At 44.1% G+C, this 19,010-nt stretch carries 18 protein-coding genes; 11 read left to right on the top strand and 7 right to left on the bottom strand.

The genetic code is table 11. The features are described from left to right. From ACIQ6T_RS04515 to ACIQ6T_RS04530, 4 genes are all read left to right on the top strand, one after another. Window positions 1-797, top strand: a 797-nt coding sequence (locus ACIQ6T_RS04515; protein ID WP_395784682.1) for a lysostaphin resistance A-like protein, incomplete at its 5' end; no start/stop codon positions are given. Continuing rightward, window positions 794-988 carry a putative signal transducing protein gene (locus ACIQ6T_RS04520; RefSeq protein ID WP_395784684.1) on the top strand — a complete coding sequence of 65 codons (195 nt, stop codon included), beginning with the start codon at window positions 794-796 and terminating at the stop codon, window positions 986-988. The genes ACIQ6T_RS04515 and ACIQ6T_RS04520, both read left to right, overlap by 4 nt. A gap of 16 nt (window positions 989-1,004) precedes the next feature. Beyond that, window positions 1,005-1,823, top strand: coding sequence for a phosphatidate cytidylyltransferase (locus tag ACIQ6T_RS04525; protein ID WP_395784686.1), 819 nt, complete (start codon window positions 1,005-1,007; stop codon window positions 1,821-1,823). 176 nt (window positions 1,824-1,999) lie between these two features. Beyond that, window positions 2,000-2,581, top strand: a complete 582-nt coding sequence (locus ACIQ6T_RS04530; protein ID WP_395784688.1) for a carboxypeptidase-like regulatory domain-containing protein — start codon at window positions 2,000-2,002, stop codon at window positions 2,579-2,581. Between the two features lie 164 nt (window positions 2,582-2,745). On the opposite strand, the gene pgeF is transcribed toward ACIQ6T_RS04530, so the two are convergent. From pgeF to ACIQ6T_RS04545, 3 genes are read right to left on the bottom strand one after another with little or no spacing between them, the layout of a single operon-like run. Continuing rightward, entirely contained in the window at window positions 2,746-3,492 is a 747-nt protein-coding gene (gene pgeF, locus ACIQ6T_RS04535) for a peptidoglycan editing factor PgeF (protein ID WP_395784690.1), read from the bottom strand. Next, window positions 3,482-4,120 (bottom strand): gluconate 2-dehydrogenase subunit 3 family protein, encoded by a 639-nt coding sequence (locus ACIQ6T_RS04540; RefSeq protein ID WP_395784692.1) that lies wholly within the window; start codon window positions 4,118-4,120, stop codon window positions 3,482-3,484. The genes pgeF and ACIQ6T_RS04540 overlap by 11 nt, the downstream gene beginning before the upstream one ends. Before the next feature lies 1 nt (window position 4,121). Further along, window positions 4,122-5,876, bottom strand: coding sequence for a GMC family oxidoreductase (locus ACIQ6T_RS04545; protein ID WP_395784694.1), 1,755 nt, complete (start codon window positions 5,874-5,876; stop codon window positions 4,122-4,124). Between the two features lie 61 nt (window positions 5,877-5,937). Between ACIQ6T_RS04545 and mutS the strand changes: the two genes are divergently transcribed. Beyond that, complete coding sequence (mutS, locus tag ACIQ6T_RS04550) at window positions 5,938-8,583, top strand: DNA mismatch repair protein MutS (protein WP_395784771.1); 2,646 nt, start codon at window positions 5,938-5,940, stop codon at window positions 8,581-8,583. Window positions 8,584-8,670: 87 nt separating this feature from the next. Here the strand turns inward: mutS and ACIQ6T_RS04555 are convergent, their stop codons facing one another. From ACIQ6T_RS04555 to ACIQ6T_RS04565, 3 genes are read right to left on the bottom strand one after another with little or no spacing between them, the layout of a single operon-like run. Then, the gene (locus tag ACIQ6T_RS04555; RefSeq protein ID WP_395784696.1) at window positions 8,671-9,555 is read right to left on the bottom strand and encodes an NAD kinase; all 885 of its coding nucleotides are present in this window, start codon (window positions 9,553-9,555) and stop codon (window positions 8,671-8,673) included. A 3-nt stretch (window positions 9,556-9,558) separates the two neighbouring features. Continuing rightward, window positions 9,559-10,227, bottom strand: a complete 669-nt coding sequence (locus ACIQ6T_RS04560; protein WP_395784698.1) for a hypothetical protein — start codon at window positions 10,225-10,227, stop codon at window positions 9,559-9,561. Window position 10,228: 1 nt separating this feature from the next. Next, entirely contained in the window at window positions 10,229-10,990 is a 762-nt protein-coding gene (locus ACIQ6T_RS04565; protein ID WP_395784700.1) for an alpha/beta fold hydrolase, read from the bottom strand. Window positions 10,991-11,075: 85 nt separating this feature from the next. Between ACIQ6T_RS04565 and ACIQ6T_RS04570 the strand changes: the two genes are divergently transcribed. From ACIQ6T_RS04570 to ACIQ6T_RS04580, 3 genes are read left to right on the top strand one after another with little or no spacing between them, the layout of a single operon-like run. Further along, complete coding sequence (locus tag ACIQ6T_RS04570; protein ID WP_395784702.1) at window positions 11,076-12,275, top strand: protoporphyrinogen/coproporphyrinogen oxidase; 1,200 nt, start codon at window positions 11,076-11,078, stop codon at window positions 12,273-12,275. 60 nt (window positions 12,276-12,335) lie between these two features. Beyond that, window positions 12,336-13,655: a vanadium-dependent haloperoxidase gene (locus tag ACIQ6T_RS04575; RefSeq protein WP_395784704.1), complete on the top strand. Its 1,320-nt coding sequence runs from the start codon at window positions 12,336-12,338 to the stop codon at window positions 13,653-13,655. Then, window positions 13,655-14,029, top strand: a complete 375-nt coding sequence (locus tag ACIQ6T_RS04580; RefSeq protein WP_395784706.1) for a group III truncated hemoglobin — start codon at window positions 13,655-13,657, stop codon at window positions 14,027-14,029. The genes ACIQ6T_RS04575 and ACIQ6T_RS04580 overlap by 1 nt, the downstream gene beginning before the upstream one ends. Window positions 14,030-14,147: 118 nt before the next feature. On the opposite strand, the gene ACIQ6T_RS04585 is transcribed toward ACIQ6T_RS04580, so the two are convergent. Beyond that, a complete protein-coding gene (locus tag ACIQ6T_RS04585) occupies window positions 14,148-15,233 on the bottom strand; it encodes an acyltransferase family protein (RefSeq protein WP_395784708.1) in 1,086 nt (361 codons plus the stop codon). Window positions 15,234-15,308: 75 nt separating this feature from the next. Between ACIQ6T_RS04585 and ACIQ6T_RS04590 the strand changes: the two genes are divergently transcribed. The 3 genes from ACIQ6T_RS04590 (at window position 15,309) to ACIQ6T_RS04600 (ending at window position 18,813) form a co-directional block, all read left to right on the top strand. Continuing rightward, the gene (locus tag ACIQ6T_RS04590) at window positions 15,309-16,385 is read left to right on the top strand and encodes a mevalonate kinase (RefSeq protein ID WP_395784710.1); all 1,077 of its coding nucleotides are present in this window, start codon (window positions 15,309-15,311) and stop codon (window positions 16,383-16,385) included. Between the two features lie 3 nt (window positions 16,386-16,388). Then, window positions 16,389-17,258 (top strand): sugar phosphate nucleotidyltransferase, encoded by an 870-nt coding sequence (locus ACIQ6T_RS04595; protein ID WP_395784712.1) that lies wholly within the window; start codon window positions 16,389-16,391, stop codon window positions 17,256-17,258. Window positions 17,259-17,493: 235 nt separating this feature from the next. After that, complete coding sequence (locus ACIQ6T_RS04600) at window positions 17,494-18,813, top strand: gluconate:H+ symporter (RefSeq protein WP_395784772.1); 1,320 nt, start codon at window positions 17,494-17,496, stop codon at window positions 18,811-18,813. The last annotated feature ends 197 nt before the right edge of the window (window positions 18,814-19,010 follow it).

Genomic DNA, 19,010 nt, shown 5'->3' on the forward strand with positions numbered 1-19,010 from the left:
ACCAGTTTCAGAAATTACTCATTGACTTTGTAGCGCATCCGCAGAAGTATGCGAATGCCTTTCATGGTATGATGGCTTTGCAGTGGTTTTCGGCCTTATTTACATTTGTATTAGGTCCTTGGGCTTATTTATCGTTTGTAGAGAAGCGTTCAATTTTGGATTTGAATCAGGGTGAAATACCGCGGTTTCAAATATTTATTTGGGCGATTTTGACGGTATTGGTATCGATGCCTTTTATGGAATATGTCATTCAGTGGAATGAAAATATGGTCTTGCCTGCTGGATTTGAGGGTGTTGAGCAATGGATGAAAGCTTCAGAAGGAAATTTAGCGGAACTCACAAAATTTTTATTGAATTTCCAATCCGATATGGACTTTGGTTTGGCGATTATGGTGATTGCGGGTATCGCGGCATTGGGAGAGGAAATCTTTTTTAGAGGTGTGTTGCAGTCGATATTTGTTCGATATTTGGGCAATAAGCACGTCGCAATCTGGTTGGCCGCTGCGATCTTCAGCTTCATTCATTTTCAGTTTTATGGATTTTTCCCACGCATGTTTTTAGGTGCGTTTTTTGGGTATTTATATGTATGGTACGGGAGTATTTGGGTTCCAATTTTGGCACACTTTTTTAATAATGCGTGGACGCTGACGATGCATTATATGTACCAACAAAAAAGTATTTCGATCAATCCGGAGCAACTAGTTTCGGAGATTCCGTGGTGGTCGGCAGCATTTTCAGTTCTGTTAATGGGTTTTTATTTGCGTAGATTGTATTTGTTACGAACGGACGCAGCATGAAAGACTGGGTAAAAATCGCGGAATCGCGGACGGGAATCGATTTAGAAATGGACAAAGCCTTGCTTTGGGAGCAGGCGGAGATTCGCGCCGTGGTATTGAATCAGAAAGTAAGTGCCTATGATTTAGGGAATTGGGAATTATATGTGCACGCAGACGACGCGTCGGAAGCGCGAACTTTAGTCTTGAAATAATATGGGAATACGTCAAATGTCAAATTTACAACAACGGATTATCGCCGCGCTGATTGGCGTCCCGATTTTGTTGTTTTGCATTCTTTATTCTGACTATACTTTTTTGGGCCTATTTTTGATTATCGGGGCTTTAGCTCAATTAGAATTTTACAAGTTGGTGGGCAGCATGGGTGATAACCTACCCTTAACATTTTACGGAACTTTTTGCGGGATTGTGTTGCATTTATTGACCTTCTTTATTGAAAAAGGGGATGTGGGGTATCAAAATTACTACATACTTTCGCCGTTATTGACGTTGATTTTTTTCATCAAATTGTATAAGTCCAAAGATGAAAAACCCTTCAAAAACATTGCATACACGTTTTTAGGTATTATTTACGTCGCACTACCCTTTGCATTACTGACCGTTTTAGCTTTTATCCAATCTGAAATATATGATCCCAATATAGTCTTGGGCTGTTTGTTTTTGTTGTGGGCGAGTGATTCGGGTGCTTATTTTGCGGGGACGAAGTTTGGAAAGACAAAATTATTTGAGCGTGTTTCGCCGAAGAAATCGTGGGAGGGAAGTATTGGGGGGTTGGTGACGGCGATGGTGGTGGCTACGATTTTGGGTAATTATTTTACGAATTACACAACTTTTCAGTGGTATGCGATTGGGATTATCATTGTGGTGGCGGGAACGTATGGGGATTTAGTGGAGTCGTTGTTTAAGCGGAGTATTAACATCAAAGATTCGGCGGATACGATTCCGGGTCATGGTGGATTTTTGGATCGTTTTGATGGATTGTTACTTTCTATCCCCTTTATCATAACATTTCTAAAATTAGTTCGTTAATAATTTTAATGTTTCGTCAATCGTAATTTGACTTATCTTGCAGGATGTTTAGTCGGTGTATATTTTGTCTTCTTATCTGCGTCTCTTTCTCGAGTCGTTTGTTTGCCCAGGGGCAGGACAAAACCGTATTATTTAATGCCCGCATAATTTCATCCAACAATTCTGAATATTTGCCTTTGGCTTACGTGTATAACCCGGCGGCTGGTCGGGGCGCGTTGAGCGACAACTTCGGGCAGGTGGATCTATATGTTTTTCCGGGGGATAGTTTGGTGTTTACTTATATTGGATATAAACCACAGTATTATGTGATTCCGCGGAAGACGGATGTGGTGCATCAGGCGGTGATTGAGATGGTGGAGGATAACAAGATGTTGTCGGAGGTGAAGGTTTTTTTACATGCCAATGAGGAGGATTTCAAGAAAGCCTTTTTGAATATGAAAGTGCGTGATGAGCGCCAAAAGCGGATATTGGCCGATAATTTAGAGCAGTCGAAGTTGAACGTTTTTGCGTTGCAGGCGGGGATGGGGGCGAGTGCCAACTTCCGAAATTTCTCGGACATGATGGTTTCCTCACAGGCGAATCGAACATTTTTTGCAAGTCCGATGCTCGCCTTAACGAATCCATTTGCGTGGATGAGTTTTATACAGTCGGTGAAAAAGGGAGATCTAAAGCGGAAGGATTGGAAGCCGGCATTTGAGATTCAACCGAAGCAGGTGGTTTCACCGACGCAGTTCATGCGGGATTTGAATCGGAAGTAATAGGGGGGGGTAGGCAGTTTATCAGTTTTCTGCCTAGGATTTTGTCTAAAAGCCTGTTTTCGGGCTAATTTCTTCGTTTTTTATCAGTTTTTCAGACCAATCTCAACTGTATTGTAAATACCTTTGTGCGGTAACGCTGCCGGGGTCGCAGACCCCGGCAGCGTTTACCCCCTTCGCTTAAATCCAATTACCGCCAGCATCCTGCCCGTAGTCCCGTTCTCTTTCCTGTGTGAATAGAACACATCATTATTCGCCACCGTGCAATAGTCGGAAATTTCAATTTGCGTAATGCCTAATGCGTGTAACTGCGCCGCATTTGTGGCTTTTAAATCCACATGCCAGCGCGCACCGCGCTGCTCCTTCAATTCAAATTGCTCCGCTACCTCATCGCCCACTTCGAAGTTTTCCAAGCTAATGCATGGGCCGATGTACGCCAGGATATCTGAAGGATTTGATCCGCCGTTAATCATCGCGGAGGCCGTTTTGTGAACGATTTGAGCGACGGTTCCTTTCCAACCGGCATGAATTGCCGCGGCGGTTTGACGGACTGGATCAGCGAGAAGTATAGGACAACAATCCGCGATCCCCACACCCACGAATATACCCTGCTCAGACGTCAAAACAGCATCAAAACCTGTCTGATACCCCGCGCAAGATGTCGTCCAGATTTCTGAACCATGTACTTGATACGAACGCGCTAAGGCGTCTGGTGAAATACCTAAATCCGCGCAAAAAAGTCCCAGATTGGACGAAATCGCCACCGGATCATCGTCGGTGTGCACTCCTAAATTTAACGATTGATACCCTTGAGAACTCACACCCCCGTGGCGAGTCGAAATACCCGCCACGAGCTGTGGAATATGTTTGAAAATGGCAGGAATAATGACTCTTTCCGAAGAATTAGTCATCATAACTCAAACCATATTGCTTTAATACATCCGCTGGTACACCTTTCCATTCATTCGGTGTATTTCCTTTGTAACCTATATCATCTATACCAATTCTAGAGGTATAAAATCCAGTGGCTGTTAAGTTACGCATCAAAGAAAAAAAGCTAACGCCTTGTGAGAATTCCTTCTTCGCATTTTCAGGATAAGCAATATCATCTACGATATTGATTCGCTGAGCAGGCGTGATCTGCGTAAACAACTTAGAAAACCGACGGTTAGATTCGCTATCTAACCACCGCAATCCACCACGAACAGGCGTTTTAAATTCAGGCTTATCTTTCACAATAAACTCGATAAATCCAGTTACGCCTGCCTGCGACGCACTGCCCGATTTCTTATCAGCCGGAATGATGATGTCCGAAAGGATCGTAATGGTATCTAATTCATGTTTATTTAAAAACACTTCAGCCATTAATTTAGCATCTCTTTCTGCTTCATCTTTGGTTCTTCCACCCGGAATTTTTAAGGGAGCAGCCTTCGGAACACCCGTAGCATTTTCTAATTGCTCAATCGCCCTAGCATCTGGATTTAAAACCGCTAATCCCAAGGAACTTAAACCGATATTTTTTAAATAATCTCTTCTTTTCATCTTATAAATTGGCTTTTTTTCTCTGGTCTATAATATATTCTGAAGTTCTAAGCGATAATGCTAAAATGGTCCAAGTTGCATTTTTATCTCCTTGTGACACAAATGGAGAGGAATCTGCTAAAAATAAATTCTTCACATCATGCGCTTGGCAATTTGAATTAACAACAGAGGTACTGGAATTATTTCCCATTCGCGCTGTTCCTACTTCATGGATAATTCTACCCGGATCAGCCAAACCATAATTAGTATCCGCACCCGGTTTTTTACCTAATGCCTCACCACCCATTTCCTGAATGATTTGCTCAAAGGTATCTTGCATGTGCTTTGCCTGCTTAATCTCGTAATCACTCCATTTGTAATTAAAGCGAACAACTGGAATACCGTATTTGTCCACCACATTTGGATCGATTTCACAATAATTATCTTCTCTTGGAACAGGCTCCCCACGTCCGGCAAAACCTACATAAGAACCATAATACCGGCGATAATCTTCTTTCAAAGTTGCACCGTATCCTCCAGCTGCTTTACGAAGTCCATCTCGCGTATAGTTTTCCTTTCCATTTAATCCTTCAATGCCCCAGCCAAAACCGTAACTCGGCATACCCATTCCACCACCATACTCAATGTGGTACCCACGAGGGAAATCTAATTTGTTATTATCACCCCACCAAGGCGAGTAAACGTGTAATCCACCCACACCATCTTCATTATATACCTTACGGTCAAATAACTTCGGAATGATCGCGGAACGTGATGCACCCGTCGAATCGTTAATGTATTTACCAACTACCCCACTCGAATTTGCAATGCCATTCGGGAAACGAGAACTTTTTGAATTTAATAATAAACGGGCTGTTTCGCCTGCTGAAGCAGCTAACATGACGATTTTTCCTCGTACCGAATATTCTTGCATGGTCCCTGTGTGTACATAAGAAACGCCTGTTGCTAAACCTGTAGCTGCATCAGTCATCACTTCTCTAGCCATCGCAAATGGCAACAAGGTTAAATTTCCAGTGGCCATAGCCGGCTTCACCAACACGGATGAAGAAGAAAAATCGGCATAAGCCGAACATCCACGGTTACACTGCGCACAATAAAAACAAGACCCACGCTCGTTGTTTATTGGTTTCGTTAGGATAGATAAGCGAGAGGGGTAAGTGGGAATTCCCAATGCCTTATTGGCCTTCTTGATCATCAATTCATGTAAACGAGGTTTTGGCGGAGGTAAGAAAAATCCATCTGGATCATTTCTAAGTCCTTCGTTGGTCCCAAAAACCCCTAACATTTTATCAATTTTATCATAATATGGCTTCATGTCATCGTAGCCTATCGGCCAGTCATCCCCTAATCCATCAATACTTTTTCTTTTAAAATCATCTGGTCCAAAACGCAAGGAAATACGTCCCCAGTGGTTCGTTCTTCCACCAACCATCCGCGCACGAAACCAGTCGAATTTAGTGCCGTTTTTACGGGTATATGGCTCTCCGTCGATTTCCCAACCGCCATACGCAGCATCGAAATCACCAAAGGCTCTGGTCGTTCCAGTTCCTCTTCGAGGAGATTCGTAAGGCCATTTTAATTGAGTGATATTTTTCGGGTCAGCGGGATCAAAGGGTTGGCCAGCTTCCAACACACAAACTTTGGCTCCTGCCTTCGTTAATGTATGCGCTGCCATTCCTCCACCGGCTCCAGAACCCACAATCACAACATCGAAAACTTCCTGTTGGGATTGAATGTAAATAGACGAATTAATCATAGTTTTTGATAAGGATTTAAAGAATGGTAAATGTATAAAATTTGACTTATTTTTGTTTCCAATAGCAACAAAAATTTTGGTAAAAAAAACACCCGATGGGCAAGAACCTTTGAAAAAAGGGGAGACCCCACTTTCCCGACAGTTCAATCAAATCAAAGCCAAGTATCCTGGAGCCATTTTGCTATTCCGGGTAGGTGACTTTTATGAGACGTTTGGTGAGGATGCGGTGAAGGCTTCCAAAATTTTAGGGATCACGTTGACACGCCGGAATAACGGCAATGCCGACGATCATTTAGCTGGATTCCCCTACCATTCCTTAGATACGTATTTGCCCAAATTAGTGCGGGCAGGCCAACGAGTCGCCATTTGTGACCAGTTGGAAAATCCTGCGGAAGCCAAAGGCATCGTGAAACGCGGCGTGACTGAATTAGTAACGCCTGGTGTTTCGTTCAACGATCAAGTACTCGATCACAAACGTAATAATTACGTTGCCGCCATTAGCTACCAAGAAAAAGACGCGCAATACGGCGTGGCATTTTTAGATATCTCCACCGGCGAATTTATGTGCTCGCAAGGGCCTTTGGCATACATCCAAAAGCTAATTCAGAGTTTCATGCCCGCCGAGATTTTATATCCGAAAAAATACCGGACGGTTTACCTAGAAAATTTCGGCGATCAGACCCATTCCTTCTCGCTAGAAGAATGGATTTTTTCCCATGAGTTTACCTATCCTTTGTTGACCGAACATTTCAAGACCAAAAATCTGAAAGGTTTTGGAATCGAAAATATGCCGCTCGGCATCATCGCTGCTGGGGTAATTTTACACTACCTCGCGGAGACAGAGCACAAACAAGTGGGGCATATTGCGACGATCCAACGAATCGAAGAGGATAAATTTGTGTGGCTAGATCGCTTTACGATTCGCAATTTAGAGCTCATTTATTCCGTGCAGGAAGGCGGAGTGCCACTTATTTCTTTGTTGGACCAAACGCTCACCCCCATGGGCGCGCGCTTGTTGCGGAAGTGGATGGTCTTACCGCTGAAGGAGTTGGGGGCGATTCAGGAGCGCCAAGCTGGAGTTGCTGGATTGTTGGAATTACCCGATGTCCTCGAGGCCTTAATCAATTTATTGAAGCCCATCGGTGATTTGGAACGTTTGATTTCCAAAGTGGCAGCTGGTCGGATTAATCCACGGGAACTGGTTCAGTTGAAACGAGCCTTGCAACAAATTCCGGCGATCAAGGAAACCTTGGCGTCGCATCCCGCTGAAATTTTACAGAAGTGGGCGGATCAATTGAATCCGTGTTTGCATTTGGTGCAGAAGATTGAGTCCGCGTTGCGCGACGATGCGCCGATGCTCGTGCATCAAGGTGGCATCATCAAAACGGGGTATTTGGCGGAGTTAGATGAGCTACATTTATTGTCGACAAACGGCAAAGATTACCTCGCCGCCATGCAGAAACGTGAGATCGAACGGACAGGTATTACGTCGTTAAAAGTGGCCTTTAATAAGGTTTTTGGCTATTATTTAGAGGTGACCAATGCGCATAAAGACCGCGTGCCGCCGGAGTGGATTCGCAAGCAGACGCTCGTGAATGCGGAGCGATACATCACGGAGGAATTGAAGGGATATGAGGAGAAGATTTTAAGTGCGGAGGATAAAATATCGACGATTGAATTTGGGATTTTTCAGGAGCTAGTGCGTGAATCACTTGAATATTTGGAGTTGATTCAGTTGAATGCGCACGGCATCGCGACCTTGGATGTGTTGACAAGTTTTGCTGTCGTGGCCAAACGAAACGGCTACATACAGCCAACTTTGCATACCGGTGACTCCATACAAATTGAGGCTGGCCGACATCCTGTTATTGAGCAGCAATTGCCATTGGGGGAAGAATACGTGCCAAATGATGTGTATTTAGATAACGAGACCCAACAAATCATTATGATTACCGGCCCGAACATGGCAGGTAAATCGGCACTTTTACGTCAGACAGCCCTCATTGTTTTGATGGCGCAAATGGGTTCTTTCGTGCCGGCTACTTCCGCGTCGATCGGATTGGTAGACAAAGTTTTCACCCGAGTAGGGGCGTCAGATAATCTATCCAAAGGGGAGTCGACCTTCATGGTGGAGATGACCGAAACCGCCGCGATACTTAATAATTTGTCAAATAATTCATTGGTCTTATTGGATGAGATCGGTCGGGGTACGTCTACGTATGACGGCGTTTCCATGGCTTGGGCGATTGCGGAACACGTCCATAATCATCCGAAATGCAGAGCCAAAACATTGTTCGCTACGCACTACCACGAATTGAATGAATTGGCGGAGGATTTTCCACGCATCAAGAATTTCCACGTTTCCGTGAAGGAAGTGGGGAATAAGATTATTTTCTTACGGAAATTAGTTCCGGGTGGTTCGGCACATAGTTTCGGTATTCACGTGGCTCAGATGGCCGGAATGCCTACATCGCTTGTTTTACGTGCGCATGAAATATTGCAGAATCTAGAGAAGGATCACGTCCTCGAGGCGAATGTAGATAAGCTCAAAGACATGCCGAAAAACAACTATCAGCTCAGTTTATTTGGTTCTGAAATCCCGGAAGGGCTAAAGAAAATCGAGGAGCAATTAGGCGAATTGGATGTGAATACCCTTTCGCCTATTGAGGCGTTGTTGAAGTTGAATGAGCTGAAGCGATTATTGTAGAGACGCGATACCTCGCGTCTAAAACAAAAAAGACGCGAGGTATCGCGTCTCTACAAAATCAGACGCGAAGTATCGCGTCTATACAAATTAATTTCTCACATCCAACCCCCAATTCAACTTACTTCTCAACGTAGTTAAGAAATCATCCCCTGGAATCTTGACGATTTTAGCGGCGAAAGGGGCTTTTTGGACCTCGATGGAGAATTTGGAATCGATGACACGGGAGCGGGAATCGATGGATATTAGGAAATTTTGACTGCGGCTCGTGACTTCGAATCGCAATTTTGATTCACTTGAAACGACCAATGGACGCACGTTTAAGTTGTGCGGACTCATGGGTGCGATGATTAAAATATCAGAACTTGGCATGACTAAAGGGCCTCCTACGGAAAGCGAATAGCCCGTTGACCCAGTGGCGGTTGACACAATTAAGCCGTCCGCCCAATAGGTATTCAGGTAATTGCCGTCTACAAAGGCTTTGATCACAATCATGGAAGACGTATCTGTTTTCATGATTCCGACCTCATTTAAGCCAAATTGTTTGTCTTCAAATAATTTGATGTCCGACTGCACACTCACAAGCGTACGATCTTCGATGCGGTAATTTCCTTGGATTAATTGGTCCAAGGCTGGGCTGACATCTTGTGGCGATAACGTAGCCAAAAAGCCTAATCGGCCCGTATTTAAACCCAGAATAGGTAATTCTTTCGCCCCGATGTGCGTCAAGGTTTCCAATAAGGTACCATCACCACCAATACTCCACGCCATGTGCGCGTCTTTTGGCGTTCCTATTTTTTCATTGTATGTAGGAATATTCGCTACGTCAAATTGGTGTTCGGCTAAATGCTGTTTAAAGTATTCGGACAGAATTGGCACGCAGTTTTTGGACGTAATTTCTTGCCAAATAGCCTCCATCAGCGGTTTGGTTTCCGCATTGAAAGACTTCCCATGAATGGCTAAACGTAGTGACACCGGTTAGGGATTTAAAAATTTCATGAATAAGTCAAAGCGCTCATTATCAGCCGCTTCGCGCTTACCAAATACATAAGCTTTGTTGATAATTACCCCATGGCGCTCAAGTCCTTGAACAACGCTTGACAATTGTTCGGTTTGAATTTGAACCATTAATTCGGGTAAACCCAAGGCGTCTTTGCTGTTTCGAAGCATACATGAACGCGTAATTAATCCGCGGTTTTCTTCGATAATCCGGGCAATTAAACTGAAGGAATCGTGTTGAATATGAAATGGAATGTAAATAATTCCACCGTCTTCGCCATTAAATCCATTCAAGGCAATGGCTTCTCCAACCGTGTTTAGGCTTATATACCCCTGCCATTCTTGGGTGTCGTTTACGACTGGAATTAACTTGAATTGGCTTTTTTCAAAGAGGGGTAGGCTGGCAAATAAATCCTCGTCGGCCTCCAACGAATAATCCTTAAAAAACGAAGTTAACTCACTCAATTTTCCACCTGGATGATTGCTGTTCGCAAGCACTTCTTCGGTAACATTTCCCACAAATTTTTTGCCATCCAATACCGCTACGTTGGTAAGTTCAAGTTCATGAAATACCTTAATCGCTTTTTGGATTGAATCTGTTAGTTTCAATACCGGGAAATCATACGATAAGTAAGCGAGCGAGAGCATGCTATACGGGATTTTGGTCTAGCCATTTGGCTAAAATCTGGTTGAATTCTTGCGGTCTTTCCATCATGGGTGCATGGCAACATTTATCTATGAAATGCAACTCAGAACCGGGAATTAATTCATTGAATTCGTGGCCCACTTGCGGTGGGGTAATCGTATCATTTAAGCCCCAAATCAATAGGGTAGGGGTTTTGATCCGAACAATATCTTTGGCCATATTGTTCCGCTGCGCGGATTTGGCAATGGCGATAATGCGCATCACTTTAGGAATGCTATTGGTAATTTCGAATACCTCGTCGACCAATTCCTTGCTCGCTGTTTTTGGGTCGTAGAATGTGTATTCCACGCGCTCTTTGATATACTCGTAATTACCTCGTTTTGGATAGGATCCACCCATGGAATTTTCGAACAATCCGGACGATCCCGTTAGGATTAATCGTTGAACCTTCTCTGGGTATTTTAGGGTATAAATCAAGGCGACATGGCCGCCCAATGAATTGCCGATTAAGCTGAATTTGTCCATCTTTTTGTAGGCGACAAATCCTTCGATGAATGTGGTTAAACCTTCGCAACCTGCCTCTTTGATGGGCATGTCATGAATGGGCATAAGCGGAATGATGACTTTGTATTTTTGGATGAAGTGGGTGATAACGCCTTCCCAATTGCTGAGAGCACCAAATAAACCGTGAAGGAGCAGAAGAGTATCGCCGGATCCCTCCTCGATGTACTGGTAGTCGTGTTCCTTCTTAATTGTATAATCCATTCCTAGTACCCATTTAATCTGCAAAGTAATAAAAAAGACTTTAAACTTTTGTAAGTTTATGCACTTTGTTCATTTTAATTAGTTCATGAAACCAGTTGTCATCATTGGAGCCGGAATGGCCGGCTTGCAGGCCGCCTCACAATTGCATTTAAATCAGATTGCATTTTTGTTGGTGGACGCCCAAAATCACGTGGGCGGACGTCTCCATTCCGAGCATGTCAAAGGCTTCACACTCGATGTAGGATTTCAAGTTTTACAAACCAATTATCCGGAGGTTCAACGCAGTTTGGACTTGCCTGCTTTGGATCTAGCTGCTTTTGAATCGGGCGCTTATTTGTGGAATCAAGATGGCTGGTTGGCCTTCGTGAATCCCCTCAAACAACCAAGGTCCCTGTTCGATGCCTTAGCATCCGGGATGATGACCGTCAAAGATGCTTATTTATTAGCGCGTTTATGGTTTATGACGCAGGCTGATGTCCAACCGCTAGGGTCTCAAGAGTCCACCCAAGATTTTCTAAATCGCTGGGGTTTCTCAACGAAATTTCAAGCACATTTTTTACGGCCGTTTTTTGGCGGGATATTTTTGTCGGCTGGATTGAATCCGCCAGCTTCCTTGTTTCGCTATTACATGAAGCAGTTTTTAGAGGGGACTGCGGCGATACCTGCTGCGGGTATAGGCGCGATTCCGGCCCAACTGGCAGTTGCGTTACCTGCGGATTCGATTCGTTTGGGGACGCAGGTGACTCAGGTTTCAGCGCATCAAGTTACTTTTTCGGATGGTGCTACGGTGGATGCGGAACATGTAATCCTCGCCACAGACGCTTCGGCTGCTGCGAAACTACTGGGGGTGTCACTCGAAAAAGGGGCTTTTTGGAGCACTAAGACCCTTTATTTTCAAGCGCCTGCTGCTGCTGATGTGAAGCCAATGTTGCATTTGGTTCCGAATAGTCGGGTGTTGCATTATGCCTATCTTTCTCATGTACAACCGTCCTATGCGCCAAAGGGCAAGGATTTAATTTCGGTTACCACACTCGATGTCTCGATGCAATCGGCAGATATTTTAGCGGAGCTCATTCCATTTGTCGGCCCTAGCATCCAAAAATGGGCATTTTTGAAGGAGTACCTCTTGCCGGAAGCTTTGCCAGTCGTAGGTGCTTTTGATGAACTAAAGCAAAAAGCTGCGGATGCGGGTATCGTTTTAGCCGGTGATTTCACGGGTTTCCCGTCATTGCAGTCGGCCATGCATTCAGGTCGCGAAGCCGCGGAAAGCTGTTTGACGGCCTGATAATTATCAGAAAATTTTACGGCTTAATTTGTATCTTTGTCGCTCATTTTGTTTAATCATATGAAAGGATTAGTACTCACATTTGCCTTGTTGGCCGCTTTTACCTCGTGTAAAAAAACCAATCCAAACTATCAACAGGAGGCATCGAATCCTAAGTTTTTAGAGCGTGCACAAAACATGTTGACTGAAAGTATCATCCATGATATTTTCGCTCCACCGGTTTCTTCGCGTATTTACATGTATGCCAGTGTGGCGGGATATGAGGGGGCGATTCATGCGGATAAGCGTTTTCGTTCATTTGTGGGTCAGTTAAATGGCTTCGAAAAAGTGGCACAACCGGAGGTAGGATTGGAATATTGTTATCCGTTAGTTTCCACACGTGCGTTTCTTTCCGTGGGTAAAAAGTTAACTTTTGCGCAAGAATTATACGTTGAATTTGACAAACAAATCGAGGCAGATTTCCGCAAGACGGGCATGCCAGATGACGTTTATGAGCGTTCGGTCGCTTTAGGTGATTCCATTGCGGCATCCGTGATGCGCTGGGCTGCCATGGATAATTACAAGCAAACGCGTGGTTTCCGCTTTACGGTGACGAATTTGCCGGGAACTTGGACACCTACGCCCCCAGCGTATATGGATGCGGTAGAGCCTTATTGGACGAAAGTTCGTCCGGTTATTTTAGATTCTTCTGCGCAGTTTAGGGCGCCGGAACCGTCTAAATTTGATTTGACCAAAGGAAGTCCGTATTACAAAGAGGTAATGGATTCGTATGAAACGGTGAAGAATTTAACGAGTGAGCAGCGGGATATTGCCAACTTCTGGGATTGCAATCCCTTTAAAATGAATATTACTGGACATGCGATGTTTGCGACCAAGAAAATGTCGCCGGGTGGACACTGGTTGGGCATTGTGGCGCAAATCTCGCGTCAATATAATAAGCCGTATGTGGAAACGGCGGAGGCTTTGGCCTTGACTTCGTTAGCTATTTTTGATGGATTTATTTCGTGCTGGGATGAGAAATACCGTTCGATTCGTATACGTCCAGAGACGGTGATTAATGCATCGATTGATAAGACTTGGATTCCGGTGTTACAAACGCCTCCATTCCCAGAATATACGTCGGGCCACAGTACCATTTCGCGTGCGGCGGCTGAGGTATTAACGAAGGTTTATGGCGATAATGTGGCATTTAATGATTCCACGGAGGTTCCATATGGCTTGCCTCCACGTAAGTTTACCTCATTTATTCAGGCTTCGGATGAGGCATCTATCAGTCGGCTGTACGGTGGAATTCACTTCCGCCCAGCCTTAGATGAGGGTGCTATTCAAGGTTCGAAAGTGGGTCAGTGGTTATTGGCAAACGTCAAAACGCGCAAGTAATGCACGACATCGCCTCTCGAGATGACATCAAGGTTTTTGTGGATGCCTTTTATGGCGGTATGAAATCAGATGATTTGGTGGGGCATATTTTCTTAGATGTGATGCAGGTAGATTGGACACATCATTTACCAAAGATGTACGATTTCTGGGAGATGCTATTGCTTGATGGCTCCAATTACAAAGGCGCACCCATGCGTCCTCACTTAGAAATTAACCAAAAAGTCCCGTTGACCATGGCCCATTTTGACCGTTGGTTCGAGATGTTCTCCGCCACCCTAGACGCCCATTTTGCAGGTCCTAAAACCGAGGAGGCAAAGACGAAGGCATGGAATATTGCGCAGACGTGGGCATATAAATTAGACTCTGGACGTTAGACGCTAGACTTTGGACGTTAGTCTGAAGTTGAATTGTAGAGACGCAATACGTTGCATCTTATTTAAATAGATACGAGGTGTCGCATCTCTACTTTTTCAGCCGCGAGGTATCGCGTCTCTACAACTTAAAATAAATCTTCCTCGAATCCAACCACGTCGCTAATTTGACAATAATCATCAGCACCACGATGGAATTAAGCACATCACCCCAGGCTTCTGGCATGGATACCAAATCTGCAAATCCTCCCACGAATATGTGCATCTTTTTGTTTAACCATTGAGGAACGATTGTTTCGAAGAAAAGGTAGATCAATAAGGAGTTATTGCCAATCGAATTCAGATACTTGGGTAGGGGAATAATTTGTTTTTCAGCTGACCAGTTTTTGTAGAACAAGGCCATTAACAGAGTAACCCAACCGGCCGAAGCGAGCGTGAAGGATAAAGTTGCCGTTCGTTTGATGATCGGAATTCCGGCCATATCAAGGCCGTATCCAGCTATAATCCCCAAGACCCCTAGGCCTAAAAACGTGCGAAAAACTAATTGCGGAGGACTAGTCCGATGAATAATTCGGCCAATCAAAGCACCCCAAATGGTATGTGCCGCTGTAGGTAAAAAGTTCATCGCGATCCAATGTCCATTGCTTAATTTGCCCATCACCAACAGGTCAATGTATGAACCAAAATTATGATCCGGTGTGTAGGGTTGGTCAAATCCAGGAATCGAACTAAATACATAGAGGGAATGAGAAATCAATAACAATAAAACGGAAGCTGCGATTTGCAAGGGAATCGAAAAGCGTAGTAGGAAGAACGTAATCAGCGTAGTGAAAGCTAATTGAGTCAAGACATTCCACAGTTCGAGCACCATTTCGCCGCGGTAAATGCAATGTAATCCGGTGCCTGCTAGGAATAGAAAAATAGACCTTTTGATTACATGCGGCCACAAAGTTGCATAGGTCGCTCCTTGGTCTAATCTTTTATACGTTGAAAAATAAAGGGCTGATCCAGCGATCAACATAAATCCCGGTTGGATCAAATCCCAAAAATGCAATCCTTGCCAGTCGGCATGGAAAAATTGTTTTAAGATAAATGAATGTGGGAAGAGCGTTTCTAAGTGCTCGTATAGTCCTGTAGTTTCGGCTGCCAATAAAAAAAGGATAAATCCTCTAAAATAATCAACAGCAGGAAAGCGGTTTGAGATCATTGGTTTAGCTTGGTTAGCGCAAATGTAACTATTTTTTTAAAATCAATTTTGTACTTTTGTTCATTATCAAATTATATGATTGTATCTACTCCGGGGAGGATTTGTTTGTTTGGTGAACATCAAGACTATTTAGGTCTTCCCGTAATTGCGGCAGCAATTTCAAAGCGAATTCAAATAAAAGGTGCTTTTCGCCCGGATCGGGTGGTCCATTTCGAAATGCCGGACATAAATAAAAGTGATGAATTCGTCCTAGATTACCCTTTGACATATACGCAAGGGCGTGATTATTTCAAAAGTGTTTGCAACGTATTGCAGCGCCGCGGGCATGTCATCGACAAAGGATTAGAACTAGAAGTTCGTGGTAATATTCCAATCAATTCGGGTACTTCGAGCTCCTCAGCACTGCTTGTTTCTTGGGTACAGTTGCTCAATGAAATGTATAAGCTTGGCTATTCCCAAAAGGAAGTGGGTGAAATCACCTACGAGGCGGAGGTCCTGGAATTTACGGAACCTGGTGGCATGATGGATCAATACGCTACGGCGGTTGGCAATGTCATTTACTTAGCCAGTAAGCCTGAAATCTCCATCAAAACCTACGCTCGGGATCTAGGTACGTTTGTTTTAGGTGATTCAGGTGAGGCCAAAGATACACTCGGCATTTTAGCTCATGTCAAATTTGGGACCTTGGGAGGGATTGAAAAAATCAAACAAGTGGATCCTACATTTGATTTGGCAACCACAGATTTGGATGCCTGCATGGCATACAAAAAATTACTCACAGAAGACGAATGGGTTTTATTATCCGCAAACATTTCGGATCGCGATATTTTACTCGCTGCCAAAGCCATGTTTGAAGGGGAGGAGCCATGGCAAGATGCGCGTTTGGGGGATTTGTTAAACCAACATCAAGTCAATTTGCGAGAACATAAGCGTATTTCGACGCCGAAAATAGACCGTATGATCGAGGCTGCATTAGGAGCGGGAGCTTTGGGAGCCAAGATTAATGGTTCAGGTGGAGGTGGTTGCATGTTTGCTTATGCGCCGCAAAATCCGGAAGCGGTGGTGCAAGCGATCAATGAGGCAGGGGGAAAAGGGTACATCATTCGCGTCGATGTAGGTACGCAAGAAGAGAAAGCAAGTTTATTTTATTAAGATATGAAAAAGAGATTATTGATTTTGGCGGGCGGTATGGCTTCGCGGATGAAGAAGGCGATGGCTGAAGGAGCAAGTGATTTGGATCCCAACTTAGTTGCGCAGGCAAACTCGGTGACCAAGGGTATGATTCAAGTGGGTAAGAATGGCAAGACCTTAATTGATTATCAATTATACAATGCACATTTGGCTGGTATTGAGGAGGTTATGTTATTGTTGCATCCGACGGATACCGTTTCGCAAGAATATTGTGAAAGTTTGATGGCCAAAGATGCGTGTTGGGGCATGAAAATCGTATTCGCGCGCCAACAAATCCCTGCGGATCGCGAGAAGCCAGCTGGGACGTCGGATGCGGTTTATCAAGCATTGATGCAGCATGCGGATTGGCAAACGGGACGCGTGATTGTATGTAATTCCGACAACCTATATAGTGTTAACGCGTTGAAAACACTTTGGGCTTCTCCGGAACCGAATGCGTTGATCTCGTATCACCGCGATAGTTTATTATATCCGGCTGAGCGTATTTCTGCGTTTGCCTTGATTCGCACGGATGCGGAAGGGTATTTATTGGAGATTATTGAAAAGCCTACGGCCGAGCAGGCGTCGGAATTGATGGCGAAGATTGGTCGCTTGGGTGTGAGTATGAACGTATTTGTTTTCGAGGCATCCACATTCTTGCCGTATTTGGCGAAGACACCATTTCATGCAATCCGTAATGAAAAGGAATTACCGACGTCGGTGGTCATGTTTGGAGAAGGCGAAGGTCGTGGTTTTTACACCATTCCATTGGCTGAGAATGTGCCGGATTTAACTTCAAAGGAAGATATTTTGGTCATGAAGCAGTATTTGGAAGAGACGTACGGGGAATTTTAAATTAGACGTTAGTCCGTTTTTTTCTTTGGCAAACCTTTCAGGATTGCCAAAGTTTGAGGCGCTTTGCGCGCCGATTATTATAGATACGCGATACCTCGCGTCTTTTTTTCTTTGGCAAACCTTTCAGGATTGCCAAAGTTTGAGGCGCTTTGCGCGCCGATTAGTGTAGAGACGCGAGGTATCGCGTATCTACATATTTAGGAATTATTTTGTACTTTGGTGCAAAACCTATTTAATAAAGATGTCAATTGCAATCGTAGTTCTCTGCATAGGCCTGTTGGTCTTACTCATTACTTATCTAAAAGTTAATTCATTCATCGCATTTTTGCTGGTGAGTCTCTGTGCGGGCGTACTGCTCGGGTTGCCTTTGGCCGACTTAGCCAAATCCATGCAAAAAGGTTTAGGTGATACGCTTGGGTCCTTGGTGACTATTATTGTTTTAGGAGCCATGTTAGGGAAGTTGGTGGCGAGTAGTGGGGCGGCCCAACAAATCGCCTCGACCTTGATTCAGTTGTTTGGTGAAAAGAATATATCCTGGGGTTTGATGTTTACGGGCTTTATCATTGGGATACCTTTGTTTTATAATGTGGGGTTTGTGCTGATGATCCCATTGATTTTTGCTTTGGTTCAGCGATTCAATTTAAACCCATTACTCGCCGGCGTTCCTATGATGGCTTCGCTTTCGGTGGCACATGGTTATTTACCGCCGCATCCATCCCCAGCGGCTTTGGTCGCACAGTTTCATGCGAATATGGGGACGACGTTGATTTATGGTATCATTGTTTCCATTCCGGCGATTATCTTGGCTGGACCTATTTTTGCCAAAACACTTGGGCATATCAAACCGAAACCCTTGAAAACCTTTGCTGTCCAGGAAGTTGCCGCGGATGAATTACCAAGCAAGGCGTCAAGCTTTTTAACGGCTTTACTTCCCGTATTTTTATTGGTAGTTACAACCGCCTTGGATGTGCAGTTGGGCCAAGACTCAGCTTTCAGTCCTTTTTTACATTTAATTGCTGATCCAGCGATGGTGATGTTGGTGGCCATTTGCTTCGCCACGTGGACTTTAGGCTTACGTTTGGGAAAATCGATGGAACATGTGATGGGGATTTACACGGAAGCCGTGAAGGATGTGGGCATGATTTTGTTGATCATTGCGGGAGCAGGGACATTTAAGGAAGTTTTGTTGGTGTCCGGAGTAAGTAACGAAATTGCGGGGTATTTGGGGAGTTTACCAATTCCCCCTTTAGTATTAGGGTGGTTGATGGCCGCGATTATTCGCGTATGTATTGGATCGGCGACGATTGCGGGTTTAACGGCGGCGGGTATGATTTTACCTCTTGTGGCTGCGGGTGGAGTGAATCCCAATTTGATGGTTTTAAGTATAGGTGCCGGAAGTTTGATGTTTTCGCATGTAAATGATACGGGCTTCTGGATGTTTAAGGAGTATTTTAATTTATCTGTCAAAGAAACGATACGTTCGTGGTCTTTGATGGAAACGATTGTTTCGATTGCGGGGCTTTTGGGCGTGCTTGTATTGAACCAAATTGTCTGAATTATTGAAATGGTTTAGTTTCAACTAGTTTATCAGTTTCAAAAACTTACGGTGAATATTTTTTTGGTTTTTGTCTAGGCCAATTAAACAATTCTATTTTTCCCGTGTTACGGTAGAATATTTTGTTAAACGACACTTATGCCATCAATAATTTGGCCGTAACTTGTCGGTTTATTAATAATTCACTAATTTTCGGA

Source organism: Aquirufa sp. (assembly GCF_044377215.1).
Taxonomy (GTDB): Bacteria; Bacteroidota; Bacteroidia; order Cytophagales; family Spirosomataceae; genus Aquirufa.

Coding starts and splice junctions, on each gene's coding strand:
- ACIQ6T_RS04520 (WP_395784684.1), top strand. CDS start 794: ATGAAAGACTGGGTAAAAATCGCGGAATCGCGGACGGGAATCGATTTA.
- ACIQ6T_RS04525 (WP_395784686.1), top strand. CDS start 1,005: ATGTCAAATTTACAACAACGGATTATCGCCGCGCTGATTGGCGTCCCG.
- pgeF (WP_395784690.1), bottom strand. CDS start 3,492: ATGATGACTAATTCTTCGGAAAGAGTCATTATTCCTGCCATTTTCAAA.
- ACIQ6T_RS04540 (WP_395784692.1), bottom strand. CDS start 4,120: ATGAAAAGAAGAGATTATTTAAAAAATATCGGTTTAAGTTCCTTGGGA.
- ACIQ6T_RS04545 (WP_395784694.1), bottom strand. CDS start 5,876: ATGATTAATTCGTCTATTTACATTCAATCCCAACAGGAAGTTTTCGAT.
- ACIQ6T_RS04560 (WP_395784698.1), bottom strand. CDS start 10,227: ATGCTCTCGCTCGCTTACTTATCGTATGATTTCCCGGTATTGAAACTA.
- ACIQ6T_RS04565 (WP_395784700.1), bottom strand. CDS start 10,990: ATGGATTATACAATTAAGAAGGAACACGACTACCAGTACATCGAGGAG.
- ACIQ6T_RS04570 (WP_395784702.1), top strand. CDS start 11,076: ATGAAACCAGTTGTCATCATTGGAGCCGGAATGGCCGGCTTGCAGGCC.
- ACIQ6T_RS04575 (WP_395784704.1), top strand. CDS start 12,336: ATGAAAGGATTAGTACTCACATTTGCCTTGTTGGCCGCTTTTACCTCG.
- ACIQ6T_RS04580 (WP_395784706.1), top strand. CDS start 13,655: ATGCACGACATCGCCTCTCGAGATGACATCAAGGTTTTTGTGGATGCC.
- ACIQ6T_RS04585 (WP_395784708.1), bottom strand. CDS start 15,233: ATGATCTCAAACCGCTTTCCTGCTGTTGATTATTTTAGAGGATTTATC.
- ACIQ6T_RS04590 (WP_395784710.1), top strand. CDS start 15,309: ATGATTGTATCTACTCCGGGGAGGATTTGTTTGTTTGGTGAACATCAA.
- ACIQ6T_RS04595 (WP_395784712.1), top strand. CDS start 16,389: ATGAAAAAGAGATTATTGATTTTGGCGGGCGGTATGGCTTCGCGGATG.